This window comes from Gemella parahaemolysans (assembly GCF_053758945.1).
On record NZ_JBSMTP010000001.1, the window covers coordinates 63,246 to 79,632 of the forward strand.

The window sequence follows — 16,387 nt, forward strand, 5'->3', positions numbered from 1 at the left end:
GAGGATATAATGAATAAAAAGTTAAAAAATACTTTTTTAAATATTCTTATCGTGGTACTGTTATGTACATCGGTAGTATTAATATTCAAAAATCAAATTAGAGAATATTTAACAGGAAATGCCAATGATAAGATTATTACAGCTTATAAAAACAATAAAGGTGAAGTAGATATACCGTGGTGGCAGAAAATGTTTACAGATAATGAGTCAAAAATTAAATTAACTGACTCAATGTTAGGAATTTTAAAAATTGATAGTGTACAAATAGAAGAACCAATCTTCCAAGATGTTACTGAAATTAATTTAATTAATGGAGTAGCAACATCACAAGAACCGTCACATTTAGATGCACAAAATGTTGTTATCGCTGGGCACAGTGTGCAAGGTGTTGGAATAAGATTTAATAATTTAAACAAAATAAAAAATGGTGCTAAAATTCAAATTATTTCGAAAGATAAATTACGTACATATGAAGTAAACAAACTTTATGATGTAGTACCAACGCAAGTTGAAATTTTAGAACAACATGAGAACGAACCGAAAATATTAAAATTATTTACATGTGATAATTTTAATCCACAAACAGGTGAATGGGAAAGCCGATTTGTAGTAGAAGCAAAATTAATAGGAGAAGAAAGTGCGTAATATTATGAAAATAGGTATTGATATACTAGGAGTAGATGAGCCTGGTAGAATTATTAACTTTGTAAATAGTTATAAAGACGGTGAAGTAGAACTTTATGTCTATGGACTTGAAGAGAACTTAAATAAAATAACTAAAACAAAAAATATTATTAAGAATGTTTGTACAGAAGAGGTGTTAATGTCTGATGATGCAGCACGTGTTCATAGAAAGAAAAAAGACGCTTCAATGATTAGAATGTTATCTGATTTAAATAATGATGTTATCGATGTAGCAATTTCTGGTGGAAGTACTGGTGCTTTTATGGCTAGTTCGTTATTTATGTTAGGACGCATTGAGGGTATCTCTAAACCAGGATTAGCATCATTATTACCGACAAGGTCAGAACATAAATTTTTATTTACAGATTTAGGTGCAAATGTAGAAGCAAAACCTGATGATTTACTAAACTATGCTAAACTTGGTCAATTATATATGAAATATATCTATAATATAGAAACACCTTCGGTAGCATTACTTAATGTTGGTGTTGAAGAATCAAAAGGTAATAAAGTATATAAAGAAGCCCATAAATTACTTAAAGAAGATATTGATAACTTTAGAGGAAATATAGAAGCAAGAGAAATTCTTGAGCATAAATATGATATAGTTATTGCTGACGGATTTGCTGGGAATATCTTATTGAAATCTATAGAAGGTGTAGCAAGTTCTTTAGGAAAAATGATAAAAGGTATCTTCTTAGAAAATATAATTACAAAAATCTCTGCATTACTAGTAAAAAGCGGAATTTCAAAATTCAAAAAGAAATTTGACTATAGTGAATATGGTGGAGCATTCTTATTAGGAATAAAAAAACCAAGTATAAAAATTCATGGTTCGGCTGATGAAAATGCACTATATTATGCAGTTCAACAAGCAAAACAAATACATAAAACAAAACTTTATGGTATAATGATAGAAACGATGGAAAAAGGAGAAACAAATTAATGGCAATTTTCGAAGAAGTAAAAGAAATTATTACTAAGTATATTAAAATAGATGCAGATAAAATTACTTTAGAATCAAGATTAAATGAAGATCTTGATGCTGATTCAATTGATGTTGCTGATGTAGTAATGGATATTGAAGAAAAATACGGATTTGAATTTTCTGATGAAGATGCAGAAAACATCGTTCAAATTAAAGACTTAGTAAAAGTTATTGAAGAAAGAAAATAAAAAATTAATAAGTTCCTAGAGTTTTACAGATTGTAAAGCTCTAGTTTTATTTTGTTTTTTATATGATTAAAAATTTTTTTAACTAGTTATAAGTTTAATATGATAAGATAATTTTCAATATTATCTATATCATATATAATTTACCTATTTAGCTTTTAACTGGTTATAAAATATGATATAATTTATTAGTAAATAAATAAAAAGGAGAATAGTTTATATATGGAAATGTTATTTAAACTATTAGCTGAACATGTATATGTAATATTATTTGTGTCACTTATACTAGAGTTTGCAGCTCTTCCACTGCCGGGAGAAACGATGATGGTTGTAGCAGGTGTAATGGCATATAATGGTCATGGTAGTTATGTAGGGATGATTATAGCGAGTGCTTTAGGTACGGTAATAGGAATGCAATTCTCTTATGAAATAGGTAGAAGATTAGGAACTAAAGCTATTGATAAATATGGAGTGTATATTGGACTTACTCCATATAGAATGACTAAAGCGGCGGAATTTTTCAACAAGTTCGGTAATATAGTAATTGTTATAGCGTACTTCTTACCAGGTGTTAGACATATTCTTGGATATTTTTCTGGTATTTCACGTATAGATGCCAAAAAATTCCATATATATTCAACAATTGGTGGAGTATTCTGGGTAGTTGTGTTTATAACTCTAGGTTATGTATTGGGACCAAGTGCACCTCACGCATTTAAATTACTACATAAGTATGGAACAATGTTGTTCATTTTAGCAATAGCAGCATTATTTATCTACTTAATTTATAAAAAATTAGGTGTAAAAGATTTTGCTGTATATTTTGGAAAAAGAATGAAATATCTACTAGTTCTGTTATTGATAGATGCTGCTGTTTTAGTTAAGTTTGTAGTGTTAGATGAAATAACAAATCCGAAGTTCAAATCTGAAATAACATTTTATTGCTTAGGATTTTTAGCGTTGGTAGCATTCTTACTATATCTAAGAGTAATGTTAAAACATGATACGACTGAAAAATTACTTGTTGTAGTAGATTATCAAAAAGATTTTGTTGATGGTGCACTAGGTTTTGAAACTGCTGATCAATTAGATAAAGTCATTGCAAATAAAATTGATGAATATCTAAAAGCTGGTCAAGATGTAATCTTCACAAAAGACACTCACTATACTAATTATCTTACAACTAGAGAAGGTAAACATTTACCTATTGAACACTGTATAATTGATAGCGAAGGTCATAATCTATACGGAAAAGTAGCTGGATATGAAAAGCAAGCTAAGAAAGTCTTTAATAAAACATCTTTCGGAAGTATAGACTTAGCTAAGTTTATATCAAGAAGTGACTATAAAGAAGTAGAGTTTTGTGGACTTGTTTCAAATATTTGTGTATTAAGTAATATTATTATGACACAAACTTATAATGAAAAAGTAGAAATAATAGTGGATTTAAATGCTACTAAAGGATTAAGTGAAGAAGTAAATTCAACATTTAAAACATATTTACAAAATTTAACAGTAAATGTAAAAGAATAATATAAATAATGAATCATTTTCCGAACATTTAGGAGGTGATTCATATTTTTTTTATGTTTTCATTGGAAAATTAGTGAAGGTTATGATAAACTAATGAATAAAGTTAGGAAAGAAGGGATTATTATGAATTATTTATTAGTTTCACCAAATTTTCCAACTTCACAGGAAAATTTTGCTAAGAAGTTGGTAGAAAAAGGAGTTAAAGTATTAGGAATTGGTAGTGAAAGTTATGACAATCTTTCAGATGATTTAAAAAATGCTTTAACTGAATATTATAGAGTAAATGATTTAGAAAATTATGAAGAAGTATTAAGGGGCGTAGCGTTCTTAATCTATAAACATGGTGTTATAGACAGGGTTGAATCTAATAATGAGTATTGGTTAACGTTAGATTCATTAATAAGAGAACAATTTAATATCCCAGGAGTAAAACCTAAAAATTTAGATTTTACAAAGTATAAATCTAGGATGAAAGAAAGCTTTATAAAAGCTAAAGTACCAGTTGCTAAGGGGCAAGCAGTAAAAACCATTAAAGAACTTGAAAAAGTGATTAAAGATATTAAATTACCGGTAATAGCTAAACCAGATAATGGAGTGGGAGCAAATAATACATTTAAACTATTAACAAAAGAAGATGTAGAAATTTTTAAAAATCAATGGAACCAAGATGTTGTGTACTTCCTTGAAAGTTATGTGGATAATGGAGTCCTTTGTACGTATGACGGCTTGATTGATTCTAAAGGTGAAGTTGTATTTGAGACAAGCTTTTACTATACAAAACCTACTTTAGATTTATTAAACGACAGTCTAGATTATGGAAATATAATTTCTAAAGAAATTGATTCTAAACTAAAAGAATACGGTAGAAATATTGTTAAAGAATTTGGAATGAGGGAAAGGTTTTTCCATATCGAATTTTTCAAATTACCTAATAACGATTATATTGCGTTAGAATATAATAACCGAATTGCAGGTGGATATACAATTGATCTATATAACCATACTTATGAATGTGATTTATTTGAGATGTATGCTGATGTAGTAGTTGGTAATTCACCGAAGAAAGTCCAGCATAATTATAATGGAGTAGCCTTATCAAGACGTGATAAATATACTTATAAATATTCTAATGAAGATATTTATAATAGATATTCTAAGGAACTTCGTTTGATTGATAGAGTACCAGGAGTATTTGCAACAGCTATGGGAGAATGGATGTATATCTTAGTAGACGAAAATATTGAAAATATTAGCGAAATGATGAATTACATTCATAAGAAATTTGAATAGGAGGATTGTTTGTGAAGAATAAATTTATTAACGGACTTTTACAAATATTAGGAATTATGATTGTTGGAGCGATAATTGGATATTCTGTCGGTAAGATTGCAGGAGATACACTAGTAAGTGTTGATGCACCAAACATTATATTTCTATTTCTAGCAGGAGTAATAGCTTTTATTTTACAAGTTATAGTTCATGAAGCGGGGCATTTAGTTTTTGGAGTGCTATCAGGATATAAATTTATAAGTTTTAGAGTATTTGATTTTAAAATTATAAAGGATAAAAATGGAAAACTTAAAATTAGATTTGAAAGACTTGCAGGAACAGGCGGTCAATGTCTGATGAGAGCACCTAAATATGTTGAAGGAAAATTTAAGTATAAATTATACTTGTTAGGTGGAGTAACGTTTAATTTAGTATTTTCTATTGTATTTTGGTTAATTTTACCAAGTTATTATACATTATTATTTGCTTTAATAGGTTTTGCATTAGCTTTGCTTAACTTGATTCCGATGGGATTCAACGATGGTATGACCTATTATCATGCTAGTAAGGATGAAACTACTAGATTTATTCTATACTTACAATTAGAATACGTATATTATCAAAGTATCGGTAAGAATTTATTAATAGAAAAACCAGAAGTAGTGGAGAAAATAAATTCATTAGAAATAATTAATAACAATTATTTAACTGATTCATTAGAATTTATTAAACTAGATGGTCTAGAATATTTCTTCGAGTTTGATAAATTATACAACGAATCAAGGAAACTATATATTGAAAGAGACGATTTGTTACCAGTTTATAAAGTTGAACTTATGGCGTTGTTAGTAAAATTAATAAGCTTAGTAAATCCAGAAGATGAACTATTAGAAGAGCTTATGAATGATAAGAATTTAAAAGTTCGACTGAAACAAAATAATCCGCAAACGAAGAATATCCTGGCAACATATGAATATGGAGTGAAGTTAGATGATGAAAAAGCTTTAGACTTAATAGCCGAAGCTAGAAAAATAAAAAATAAAGCACCGAATTTATATGTTCAAAATTTAGAGATGAAATATTGCGATTATTTGGAGAATAATATCATAAAATAGAATAGATACCAATAGTTTAAAAAACTATTGGTATCTATTCTATTTTATAAGAAAATCTTGGTCATAGCTTAGTAATTAGATTTGTTTTTAGAATACAGTTATTTCGGTTTTTTAGAAATTAATGCAGAAAAATCTAAGTCATCGTATTTACTTTTATTAAGACCAGTTAATGAGTCAAAGTCAGTATCAGGGAATAATGGATCAAAATCATCTATACTAGTATTTGAGTGTTGGCTCGAAGAATCTTTGTTAAACTCACTTCCATTAGTATTCAATAATTTACTAGTTTCACTGTAATACTTAGGTTCCTGTGATTGAGTGCTTTCTTCATAATTATACTCAATAGAAACTTCTCCAAAATTTTCGTTAGTTGATTTTTGAGTGTTATAAAATAATACACCGTATTCCTCTAAAAGTTCTTCTTTTGAATAATTTTCTAGAGGATTTTCTATAGGGGATATTGTACTTTCATATATTTTTTTCACAAGATTTTCATCTGTTTGAATTTTATTGTCTTTAATTTTCCAAGTCGAAATAAGTCTATGTATTATATCTAATTGTTCATTTGAAAGTAGGTGAAGTTTTGATTTAATTTCGTTTAACTTATCCATAACTTTATACTGCTTCTTTATTTTCTTTTAAATATTCAATATAGTCATTTCCCCATATTTCTAATTCATTAAGTACTGATTGGAATTTTTTTCCAATATCTGTTAAGCTGTACTCAACTTTTGGTGGAATTTGAGCATAAACTTTACGATTTATTAATCCATCTTGTTCTAATTGTTTTAATTGTTTTGTTAACGTTGCTTGGGTAATTGTCCCTAGTGATCTTTGTAACTCATTAAATCTAACACTTTTATCTTCAAGTAGGTGAAGAATTAGTATTGTCCATTTTCCAGACAATATTTTTTGAGTTGTAAAAAAGGGGCATTTTCCAAAAGGTTCTTGTTGTTCCATAAAAAAATCTCCTTAAAAATTTATTGGTATTATCCAATTCTATCTTAAAAGATACTTACTATTGTAAAAAAACGTACTTGATAAAATTTTGGTAAATATTATAATTATATATATAACAATTATAAAACAAATAATAAAGTTTAGCAATAGCCAAAAAACGGAGGACATAATAATGACAGAAGCAAAAAATTTATATCAAAACAGAAGAAGTGTTTATGCACTAGGTAAAAACTTACCAATTTCAGAACAAGAAGCATTAGAAATTATTGATAATGCAGTTAAATACTCACCAAGTGCATTTAACTCACAAACTGCACACGCTGTAGTATTATTAGGTGAAAATCATCAAAAACTTTGGGATATTACTTTCGGAGAATTAGAAAAATTCTTACCAACAGAAGAAGCTAAAGCAGCTACAAAAGGTAAAATCGATAGTTTTGCTGCAGCATATGGAACAATTTTATTTTTCGAAAATCATGATGTAGTAAAAGGTCTTCAAGAACAATTCCCAGCATATGCTGATAACTTCCCAATCTGGTCAGAACAATCAACAGGAATTGCATCATTTGCAGTTTGGAATGCATTAGCAGAAGCTGGTGTTGGAGCTAACATTCAACACTATAACCCAGTTATCGATGAAAAAGTTGCTGCTGAATGGGATATTCCAGCAAACTTAGTACTACGTGCTCAAATGCCATTTGGTGAAAAATTACAAGAAGCTGCACCAATTGAAAGAACTTCAAGAGTAAGAGTAGTAAAATAAGATTTGATTTAACGACGGATTAAATGAGTAATAATAACGCTGAGATAGAAATATCTTGGCGTTATTTTAAATTATCAGTAGGCGTAAGTTTTAGCGAATGATTTATATAGAAAAAGACGCTTGATTTTATGATAAATGATTATTTCTATAAATATTATTTATACCTTTAGTTGTTGGAATATACTGGTAAATATGATATTATAGTAGTTGGTATATAAATAAAGATTTAGAAGGTTTAATAATGTTAAAAATAGTAATAAAAGATTTAGAAGATACTAAACGTTTAGCAAAAATAGTTAGTGAAGGTATTGATAGTAGATTAGTACTTCTGTTGAATGGAGATTTAGCAGCAGGAAAAACAACTTTTACTAAGTATTTAGCAGAATATTTAGGAGTTAAGAGTGTGGTTAACTCACCAACTTTTAATATTATGAAGGAATATAAATACCCTAATGGGAAATTATATCATATAGATGCTTATCGTTTAGAAGATAGCGATGAGGATTTAGGATTTGAAGACATTTTCTTTGAAGATAATGTTAGTGTTATTGAATGGGGAGAGTTTATAGAAGACTTTTTACCGAAAGAAAGATTAATTTTTAATATTCGATTAGTTGAGGATTGTAGAGAAGTTGAAATTATCTCCAGTGGTGAATATGAAAAAATAGAAGAAAGGATTCGCGAAAATTGGTAAGTTTAATTGTAGAAGCTTCGAATGGTGTATGTTCAATTGCATGCTTTGAAGAAAAAAATATTCTAGCCGAAAAAAACTTTGTATGTAGTAATAATTTATCAGCAGTGATTTTAGAAGAAATCGATAATTGCTTAAAAGAAGCAAATAAGAAAAAAACTGATTTAACAGAAGTAATATCAAGTGAAGGACCAGGTTCGTATACAGCAATTCGTGTGGTTGCAGCAGTATGTAAAACACTAGCATATACACTTAAGATTAAACTGAAAAAAGTTTCTTCTTTAAAATTACAAGCTTTATTGGAATTTGATAGTAATAAGCTACTTGTTCCATTTATTGATGCTCGCCGTGGAAATGTTTTTGGTGCGGTATATGAAAATATTGACGGCGACTTAATAGAAACATTAAAAGAAGGATATTATTCACTTGAAGAAATCAATGATTTCCTTGTTTCTCAGAACAAAGAATTTGTATATATCAGTAAAGATATAGAAAAATTAAATGAACTTCTTCTTGATGGATTAAAAAATGACGAAGTGGTTCGTGTTGCAAATGTTGTAAGAATTTATGATTCATTAGAAGAAGTCGATTGTTATAATATGAAGCCACAATACTTAAGAAAAACTGAAGCAGAAAGAGAGCTTGAAAATGATAAAAGTAGATAGAGTTGATGTAAGTAATCTAGATGTGTTATCAAAGATAGATACTGATAATTTTGATGATGCCTGGACAAAAGACATGTTTAAGTCTGAACTAGAACACGCTAATGCAGAATATTATGGATTATTTAACGATGATGAAATTATAGGCTTTTGTGGTGGTTGGCTAGTTGCTGATGAATATCAAGTTAATAAAATAGTTATCGACAAACCTCACCAAAATAAAAAACTAGGTCAAATTTTCTTCACTTACGTTATGCAACTTTTAAAATTAAAAGGTGTAAAAAAGGCGATTGTAGAAGTTCGTGTAAGTAATATGCCGGCGATAACTGTCTATGAGAAAGCAGGATTTAGTACTATAGATATAAGAAAGAATTATTACAAAAATAATGGCGAAAATGCTTATGTAATGATAAGGGATTTTAGCAATGAAAGAATTTAAGAATTTAGATAATGTGACTATATTAGCTATAGAAACAAGTTGTGATGAAACCAGTGTAGCCGTAGTTAAAAATGGTAAAGAAGTACTGTCGAATATAGTAAGTAGTCAAATTGAAACTCATAAGCAATTTGGTGGGGTAGTGCCGGAAATAGCGAGCAGACAACATATAGAAGTAGTGATACAAATTGTTGAGGAAGCTCTAGAAGAAGCGAAAACAACATTAGATGAAATAGATGCTATTTGTGTAACGAAAGGCCCAGGATTAATTGGTTCATTACTAGTTGGTGTTAATGTTGCAAAAACATTAAGTTATGCTTTAGATAAACCCCTAATTGCAGCACATCATATTGCAGGTCATATCTATGCTAGTAATTTAGACAATGATATAGTTTATCCATCATTAGCTCTTGTAGTTAGTGGAGGACACACAGAACTTGTCTATTTAAAAGATGAACTTGATTTTGAAATCATTGGTTCTACTCATGATGATGCTGTAGGTGAAGCCTACGATAAGGTAGCTAGACAGTTGAATCTCGAATATCCAGGTGGACCAAAAGTTGACAAACTAGCTAAATTAGGTGAAGATAAGTATAAATTTCCTCGTGCGATGATTGATAGTGATGATTATAACTTTAGTTTTTCAGGAATGAAGTCAGCGGTAATTAACTTTGTTCACAATGCAAAGCAACGAGGTGAAGAAATAGTTCCTGAAGATTTAGCATGTAGTTTCCAAACGGCGGTTGTAGAAGTTTTAATCGCTAAAACTAAGAAAGCTATTGTTAATTTAGGTGTTAAACAGTTGATTTTAGCAGGTGGAGTTGCGGGTAATAGTGAGCTTCGTAAGCAAATATTAGAATTAGAACAACAATTAGGAGTAGAAGTACTTATTCCGAAAATGAGTTATTGTAGTGATAATGCTGCGATGATGGGAGCTGTAGGATACTATTATTATAAAAATAATATATTTGCTAATCCATTAACGCTAAATGCTAAGTCAACATTAGATTTAGAAGAAGTTAAAGGATAAGAATTCAAAAAGGAGTTAACTCGAAAAACCGATTTTCTTGAAATTATGATTTTGAGTAACTCCCTTTTTAAGAATATTTAGGTGTGCTTATGAAAAGACAACTTAATGAATTATTAGATACAAACTTACAAAAAATAAATCATATTTCTGAAAATAAGCATTTTATAGGATTTTCTAAAAAATTAGGAGAAAGAGTATTCGTTAAAATTTTTAAAGATCCATTAAAATATGAACTAGAATATAAAGTATTAAGGGATAAAACTAATCTAATATTAGATTTACCTGAGTATTTTGCACTAGTACTAAAATATGAAGATTATATTCCATTAAATAAAGAAAGTGTAAATGATGAAGATATAGTAAAAATAGCCAAGCTAATATCTGATTTTCATGGAGGAAATGGATGCTCAATTGAAAATGACAAAGAAATTTCTTTGAAAAAAGTTTTAGAGAAAAATGTATATAGATTAGCAGATAGAAAAGAATATACTAAAATATATGAGCTTTATTCAAAGTTTCTAAGAAATATTAGTAAGTTAGATGAAGAATATAGAAAAACATTAGTTTTTATTCATGGTGATTTCGGTCTTAGAAACATTATGAGAAAAGACGATAATTTAGTATTAATTGATTTCGAAAGAGTTAAATATGCTAGTTATTATTTAGATTTTATTAAATATTTTTATCAAGATTTAGATAATGATAAAAGAAAAATAGAATTATTTTTAGAACATTACTATGAACATTCAAAAGAGAAAGTTCTTTCTAAGGAACTTGAATACTGCCTGATTTTCATCTCAGCACTAGGTATTTTAAACTATACCAAACGTGTTGAAGATAAAGAATTTGAGAAGTTAGGATTAAAGATGTTAGAAGATGTTGAAAATTATTATATTTAAATAACTATTAAGAAATAGGAGAGTTGAAGAGTGAATAATATTAATGAAAAAAAGCTAGAAGAAAATCGTAGACAAGCATTATTTTTAGTAAATAAGTTGAAAGAAAACGTTAATGATTTAAAAAGTATGCGAGAATTGTCAAAAATAGTTTCTAAGGATACAGAAATGAATGATGATTTTTGGATAGAAATTTGTAATATAGACTTTACAAAAATTGAATTTTTCCCAATAAGGTCGCTGTTGGCTGGGATATTAAAAAATAAACAAGATAATTCAAGTATTTCAAATATTTATAATTATTTGGTAGTAGAAAATACAGAGTATCTTAATAGAAACGGACAGAGTGCTTCTAAAAATACACCAGCAATGATAGTGTTATATTTTGCAGGTTTCTTGGGAGTAGGATTGTTTGTAATCGTTAATTTTATAATGTTAATGTTAGCTCGTGGAAATTTTGAAGAGGTTCTTTTTAATTTAATAGCAGGGACTTTTTTAAATGCCGTTATTCTTGAAGTAATTGATAGACAGTACATCTGGGAATGGGAAGTACCATATTTTGAAAATAGTAAATTCCTAGCGTATGTTTGGACATATATTCCGATTATAATAATGTACTTATATATGAATATTTCTACATTTATTACACAAGGGTCTAACTACAATATTAGTAATGAAATTAAACTTACTATAGGTACTTATATTTTTATTTTAATTATTGTTAATGGCTTATTCAAATTAAAAAATTCTGCGGATTTTATGTATACAGTATATACAATAATCTTTAAAATAATAGCCTTCATAAGTTTTATTTGTATCATTCCAGCTTACTTTTTCGGGAAACTACCAATCGATTGGATGTATATCCTGGTAACTGTTGTGATTGTAAGCAGTGTTAGAGTGTTAAAGAAAGTTAGTGCTGGAAGATCTGAAAAACTACTATTTTATCTAATGACGTTTTGTTATTTAGTATATACTCAACCACGAGTGATTAATACTCCTATTTTAGAGGAACAAAGTATATTGTTATATGTTTCAGGAGTATTAGCAATATTAATAATAGTCATAAGTAAACTAAGAGAAAAAACTAAATAAAATTAATATTAATCCCTTTCTAAAACCGTAAGAAAGGGATTAATAATTTTTATAACTAATAAATTTATAAAGTACAAAGTGGTTTTGATTTTATTTGACTATTATTTGTGTTAAAATATAATATGATTAATATTAGGAGGCGATGATATGGCGAATATTTATTTAGATTACGCAGCAACATCAAGAAAACATTTTGATATCATAGAAAAAAATATGAATATACTAAAAGAAGTCTATGCTAATCCAAGTAGTAGCCATACTCTAGGAAAGAAAAATGATAGGCTAGTTCGTGAAGGTCGCGAGAAAATAGCTAAAACTCTAAATGCAAGTAGTAATGAAATAATTTTTAATTCAGGTGGCACTGAAAGTAATAATACAGTATTTAATCATGTATTAACTAGATTTGAAACTGGAGAAATAATAATTTCATCTATAGAACATCCTTCTGTTAAAGCAAGTGCTAAGAGACTAGAAAGATTTGGATTTAAGGTTCATGAATTATCAGTAGATGAAAGTGGAGCTATATCTATAGATGAATTAAAAGAGAAGATTAATCCTAAGACGGTATTAATTTCAATTATGCTAGCAAATAATGAAACTGGGGTTCTAAATCCTATAAAAGAAGTTTCAGAACTTATTGCTGATAAAAATATACTATTACATAGTGATATCGTTCAAGCGTTAGGAAAAGTTGAAATTGATGTGAAAGAATTAGGATTGGATTTTGCTTCAGCGTCAGCGCATAAATTGGGTTCTCTTAATAATTTTGGATTTTTATATGCAAAAGATGGGGATGTTGAACCATTATTATTAGGTGGAGGTCAGGAAAATGGTCTTCGTTCTGGGACAACGGATTTATTAGGAATACTAGTTCTTAATGATTGTTTATCAGAAACATTAAATTCGATTCCTGTTCTTAGAGAATTGAAGAACTACTTTATAGCTGAACTTGAGAAAAATGGAGTTGAATTTGAAGTTAATGGTTCTATAGAAAATTCATTGCCGAATATATTAAATATTTATTTCAAAAATGTGGAAGCACAGCGACTGATTACATATCTAGACGCTCGTGACATTTATATTTCCGGCGGATCTGCTTGTAGTTCAGGAAATATTAAAGGAAGTCGTATAATTACAGAAATGTATAGTATTGAACGTGCTGCACATTCAGTAAGAATTAGTGTTGGATTTGATACTAGCAGAGAATTAATTGATGAAGTTGTAGAAAAAATTGTAACTTTAGAGAAAAGAATAAAAGAAAGGAACTAATAATGAATAGCAACAAAAAAGTAGTAGTTGGAATGAGTGGTGGAGTTGATTCATCTGTAACAGCGTATTTGTTGAAACAACAAGGATATGATGTTATCGGTGTGTTTATGAAAAACTGGGAAGAAAAAGATGATAGAGGAGTTTGTCTTGCAGAAAAAGATTACGAAGATGTAATTAAAGTTTGTGAACAATTAGATATTCCATATTACTCTATAAACTTTGAAAAAGAATACTGGGATAAAGTATTTACTTACTTTTTAGATGAATATAAAAAAGGTCGTACACCTAACCCAGATATTATGTGTAATAAAGAAATTAAATTTAAAGTTTTCTTAGAATATGCTGAAGATTTAGGTGCAGATTATGTAGCGACTGGGCACTATGCGCGAGTTAAAGATGTTGATGGAGAACGTTTAATGCTACGTGGTGTTGATAATAATAAAGATCAGACTTACTTCTTATCTCAATTAAAACAACATCAAATCAAAAATATCCTATTCCCTGTAGGAGAACTTGAGAAAAAAGATGTTCGTAAGATTGCTGAAGAAGCGGGTCTTGCAACAGCGAAGAAAAAAGACTCAACGGGTATTTGTTTCATCGGTGAGAAAAACTTTAGAGAATTCTTATCTCAATACCTACCAGCTCAAGGTGGTAAAATGGTTGATTTAGATGGTAATGTTCGTGGAGAGCACATTGGTTTAATGCACTATACAATCGGTCAACGTCATGGATTAGGTATTGGTGGAACTAAAGATACTGAAGGTGAAGCATGGTTTGCATGTGGTAAAGATCTTGAAAATAATATACTGTATGTTTGTCAAGGATTCCATAATGAAAAACTTTATTCAGATAGTTTACTAGCTAGTTCACTATCATTCACAACGAAAAATCCACAACCTAATAAATTCACATGTACTGCAAAATTCAGATATCGTCAACCAGATACTGAAGTTGAAGTAGAAGTATTAGAAGATAACAAAGTAAAAGTTGTCTATAAAGAACCAGTACGTGCTGTAACTCCAGGACAAGCTGTTGTTTTCTATGATGGAGATGTTTGCCTAGGTGGGGCAATTATCGACGAAGTATATAAAGATGGAGAAAAACTTCAACTATAATATATAAAATAGAATCCTAAAAGTTAGAGAAAAACTCTAGTTTTTAGGATTTTTAATTTTTAACTTTAAGTTATAAGATTACAGTATGTACTGTGCTAGTAATGTATCAAATCTACGAATATCGATATCTTTTTTAAGGTTGATTTTAATTTTTCCAACTTTAGTCCAAAGTTCTACTTCAGCATTCAAGTCGAAGATTTTACCGGCATTTTCAGTCGACCACATTAGTATTGAAGAGTATGGTAGTGAATAAATTTCTACTTTTTTCCCTGTAATTCCTTGTGCATCTTTTACAATAAGTCTTTTGTCTGTAAATACAGCAACATCTCTTATTGTTGCGAAAGCTGCGACAGGTTGTTCACCGTTTATTAATAAGTTTACTATATCTTGAGGAATAGCAACTTCTCTAAAAAATGTCCAGTTTAATAAATTCATTTCGTTAGCCATAATGTTTCTCCTATTTTTATAATTTGAATCTTGTGATTTTTTATCAGTATAACATAAAATACATGAAATATAAATAAGGTACTATAATTAGGTTTTCAGTACTAATATAATAAATTTAATGATATAATATAGGTACTAGGGGGAGAGAAATATGAATATTAAAAAGGAAGATGTTGTATTATTTTTTAGACAAAATGTTAAATCTATTATTTTGGCGTTTGTGTGTAGTCTTGTAGTAATAATCGGTGGTTTGTTTTATTTTAATCAGAGTAAGACAGAAGATTATAGTGGTGTTAGTTTTTCTAATACCAGCAGTGTGCCGATAAATAAGGATGAAAAAAATGAAGAAAAACACGATGAAAAGATTTTTGTTGATGTAAAAGGTGCAGTAAAACATCCTGGGGTATTTGAAACGACAAAAGATAAAAGGGTAAAAGATTTAATAGAAGAAGCCGGTGGACTTTTAGAGGATGCTGATACTTCTACTTTGAATTTAAGCCAAAAAGTAAAAGATCAGATGGTTATTTATGTCCTTAAACATGGCGAAAAGCCGAAACAAATATCTGATGGTGGTACTAGTTCATCTAGTGGCGATATGATTAATATTAATACCGCTAATTTAGAGCAACTTATGAAAATTTCAGGAGTTGGAAAAACAAAGGCCGAGGCGATTATTTCATATAGAGAAAAAAATGGGGATTTTAAAAAGAAAGAAGATATTACAAAAGTACGTGGTATAGGAAAAGCTACTTTTGAGAAAATTAAAGATAAAATAGAGGTATAGTTATGCAGAGAATTAGTTGGGATGAGTACTTTATGGCTCAAAGCCACCTATTATCACTTAGATCGACTTGCAGTAGATTATCTGTTGGAGCGACGATAGTTAAAGACAAGAGAATAGTTTCAGGTGGTTATAATGGTTCAATCAAAGGTGATGAACATTGTATAGATGTTGGTTGTAAAGTAGTAGAAGGGCATTGTGTAAGAACAATTCATGCTGAAATAAATGCAATTTTACAATGTTCAAAGTTCGGGGTTGGAACTGAAGGTGCAACTATTTATGTTACACATTTCCCGTGTTTGAATTGTACAAAATCTATAATTCAAGCAGGGATAAAAGAAATTTGCTATGCAAATGATTATAGAAATAATGAATATGCTCGAGAGTTATTAGAAAAATCAGGGGTTGTCGTAAGAAAAGTAGATTACGACGTAAACAACGTAGTAGAAAGGTTACTAAATAAATAGT

The 16,387-nt window shown here is 29.0% G+C and carries 20 protein-coding genes; 17 read left to right on the forward strand and 3 right to left on the reverse strand.

Translation table 11 applies throughout. The features are described from left to right. Positions 1-9 precede the first annotated feature (9 nt). The 6 genes from ACWOBP_RS00285 to ACWOBP_RS00310 all read left to right on the forward strand — a co-directional run bounded on the left by ACWOBP_RS00285 (position 10) and on the right by ACWOBP_RS00310 (position 5,774). The gene (locus tag ACWOBP_RS00285) at positions 10-645 is read left to right on the forward strand and encodes a class A sortase (RefSeq protein ID WP_455336966.1); all 636 of its coding nucleotides are present in this window, start codon (positions 10-12) and stop codon (positions 643-645) included. Then, the gene (gene plsX, locus ACWOBP_RS00290) at positions 638-1,630 is read left to right on the forward strand and encodes a phosphate acyltransferase PlsX (protein WP_455336967.1); all 993 of its coding nucleotides are present in this window, start codon (positions 638-640) and stop codon (positions 1,628-1,630) included. The genes ACWOBP_RS00285 and plsX overlap by 8 nt, the downstream gene beginning before the upstream one ends. Then, the gene (locus tag ACWOBP_RS00295; protein ID WP_294683610.1) at positions 1,630-1,860 is read left to right on the forward strand and encodes an acyl carrier protein; all 231 of its coding nucleotides are present in this window, start codon (positions 1,630-1,632) and stop codon (positions 1,858-1,860) included. The genes plsX and ACWOBP_RS00295 overlap by 1 nt, the downstream gene beginning before the upstream one ends. Positions 1,861-2,079: 219 nt before the next feature. Then, positions 2,080-3,390, forward strand: a complete 1,311-nt coding sequence (locus ACWOBP_RS00300) for an isochorismatase family protein (protein WP_455336968.1) — start codon at positions 2,080-2,082, stop codon at positions 3,388-3,390. Between the two features lie 123 nt (positions 3,391-3,513). Next, positions 3,514-4,680: an ATP-grasp domain-containing protein gene (locus tag ACWOBP_RS00305; RefSeq protein WP_455336969.1), complete on the forward strand. Its 1,167-nt coding sequence runs from the start codon at positions 3,514-3,516 to the stop codon at positions 4,678-4,680. An 11-nt stretch (positions 4,681-4,691) separates the two neighbouring features. Further along, positions 4,692-5,774 carry a hypothetical protein gene (locus ACWOBP_RS00310; protein ID WP_455336970.1) on the forward strand — a complete coding sequence of 361 codons (1,083 nt, stop codon included), beginning with the start codon at positions 4,692-4,694 and terminating at the stop codon, positions 5,772-5,774. A gap of 98 nt (positions 5,775-5,872) precedes the next feature. On the opposite strand, the gene ACWOBP_RS00315 is transcribed toward ACWOBP_RS00310, so the two are convergent. Together ACWOBP_RS00315 and ACWOBP_RS00320 are read right to left on the reverse strand one after the other, a co-directional pair. After that, complete coding sequence (locus ACWOBP_RS00315) at positions 5,873-6,385, reverse strand: hypothetical protein (RefSeq protein ID WP_455336971.1); 513 nt, start codon at positions 6,383-6,385, stop codon at positions 5,873-5,875. A 4-nt stretch (positions 6,386-6,389) separates the two neighbouring features. Continuing rightward, positions 6,390-6,734: a winged helix-turn-helix transcriptional regulator gene (locus ACWOBP_RS00320; RefSeq protein WP_294681213.1), complete on the reverse strand. Its 345-nt coding sequence runs from the start codon at positions 6,732-6,734 to the stop codon at positions 6,390-6,392. Positions 6,735-6,906: 172 nt separating this feature from the next. On the opposite strand from ACWOBP_RS00320, the gene ACWOBP_RS00325 reads away from it, so the two are divergent. From ACWOBP_RS00325 to mnmA, 9 genes are all read left to right on the forward strand, one after another. Beyond that, complete coding sequence (locus ACWOBP_RS00325; RefSeq protein ID WP_455336972.1) at positions 6,907-7,497, forward strand: nitroreductase family protein; 591 nt, start codon at positions 6,907-6,909, stop codon at positions 7,495-7,497. Positions 7,498-7,738: 241 nt separating this feature from the next. Then, on the forward strand, positions 7,739-8,191 hold the full coding sequence (gene tsaE / locus ACWOBP_RS00330; RefSeq protein ID WP_455336973.1) for a tRNA (adenosine(37)-N6)-threonylcarbamoyltransferase complex ATPase subunit type 1 TsaE: 453 nt from the start codon (positions 7,739-7,741) through the stop codon (positions 8,189-8,191). Further along, positions 8,185-8,853 (forward strand): tRNA (adenosine(37)-N6)-threonylcarbamoyltransferase complex dimerization subunit type 1 TsaB, encoded by a 669-nt coding sequence (tsaB, locus tag ACWOBP_RS00335; RefSeq protein ID WP_455336974.1) that lies wholly within the window; start codon positions 8,185-8,187, stop codon positions 8,851-8,853. Before tsaE ends, tsaB begins: the two co-directional genes overlap by 7 nt. After that, positions 8,837-9,289, forward strand: coding sequence for a ribosomal protein S18-alanine N-acetyltransferase (gene rimI / locus ACWOBP_RS00340; protein WP_455336975.1), 453 nt, complete (start codon positions 8,837-8,839; stop codon positions 9,287-9,289). The genes tsaB and rimI overlap by 17 nt, the downstream gene beginning before the upstream one ends. Beyond that, positions 9,276-10,316, forward strand: a complete 1,041-nt coding sequence (gene tsaD / locus ACWOBP_RS00345; protein ID WP_455336976.1) for a tRNA (adenosine(37)-N6)-threonylcarbamoyltransferase complex transferase subunit TsaD — start codon at positions 9,276-9,278, stop codon at positions 10,314-10,316. The genes rimI and tsaD overlap by 14 nt, the downstream gene beginning before the upstream one ends. A gap of 89 nt (positions 10,317-10,405) precedes the next feature. After that, complete coding sequence (locus ACWOBP_RS00350) at positions 10,406-11,215, forward strand: phosphotransferase family protein (protein WP_455336977.1); 810 nt, start codon at positions 10,406-10,408, stop codon at positions 11,213-11,215. A 30-nt stretch (positions 11,216-11,245) separates the two neighbouring features. Then, the gene (locus tag ACWOBP_RS00355; protein ID WP_455336978.1) at positions 11,246-12,307 is read left to right on the forward strand and encodes a hypothetical protein; all 1,062 of its coding nucleotides are present in this window, start codon (positions 11,246-11,248) and stop codon (positions 12,305-12,307) included. Between the two features lie 147 nt (positions 12,308-12,454). Next, positions 12,455-13,576 carry a cysteine desulfurase family protein gene (locus ACWOBP_RS00360; RefSeq protein ID WP_455336979.1) on the forward strand — a complete coding sequence of 374 codons (1,122 nt, stop codon included), beginning with the start codon at positions 12,455-12,457 and terminating at the stop codon, positions 13,574-13,576. Positions 13,577-13,578: 2 nt separating this feature from the next. Continuing rightward, entirely contained in the window at positions 13,579-14,691 is a 1,113-nt protein-coding gene (gene mnmA / locus ACWOBP_RS00365; protein WP_271965772.1) for a tRNA 2-thiouridine(34) synthase MnmA, read from the forward strand. A 78-nt stretch (positions 14,692-14,769) separates the two neighbouring features. Here mnmA and ACWOBP_RS00370 read toward each other — a convergent pair whose 3' ends face one another. Next, positions 14,770-15,138, reverse strand: a complete 369-nt coding sequence (locus ACWOBP_RS00370) for a PH domain-containing protein (protein WP_314091096.1) — start codon at positions 15,136-15,138, stop codon at positions 14,770-14,772. Between the two features lie 151 nt (positions 15,139-15,289). Here ACWOBP_RS00370 and ACWOBP_RS00375 point away from each other — a divergent pair, with 151 nt between their 5' ends. Both ACWOBP_RS00375 and ACWOBP_RS00380 read left to right on the forward strand, forming a co-directional pair. Continuing rightward, complete coding sequence (locus tag ACWOBP_RS00375) at positions 15,290-15,922, forward strand: helix-hairpin-helix domain-containing protein (RefSeq protein ID WP_455336980.1); 633 nt, start codon at positions 15,290-15,292, stop codon at positions 15,920-15,922. A 2-nt stretch (positions 15,923-15,924) separates the two neighbouring features. Further along, entirely contained in the window at positions 15,925-16,386 is a 462-nt protein-coding gene (locus tag ACWOBP_RS00380; RefSeq protein ID WP_003145233.1) for a ComE operon protein 2, read from the forward strand. Position 16,387 lies beyond the last annotated feature (1 nt).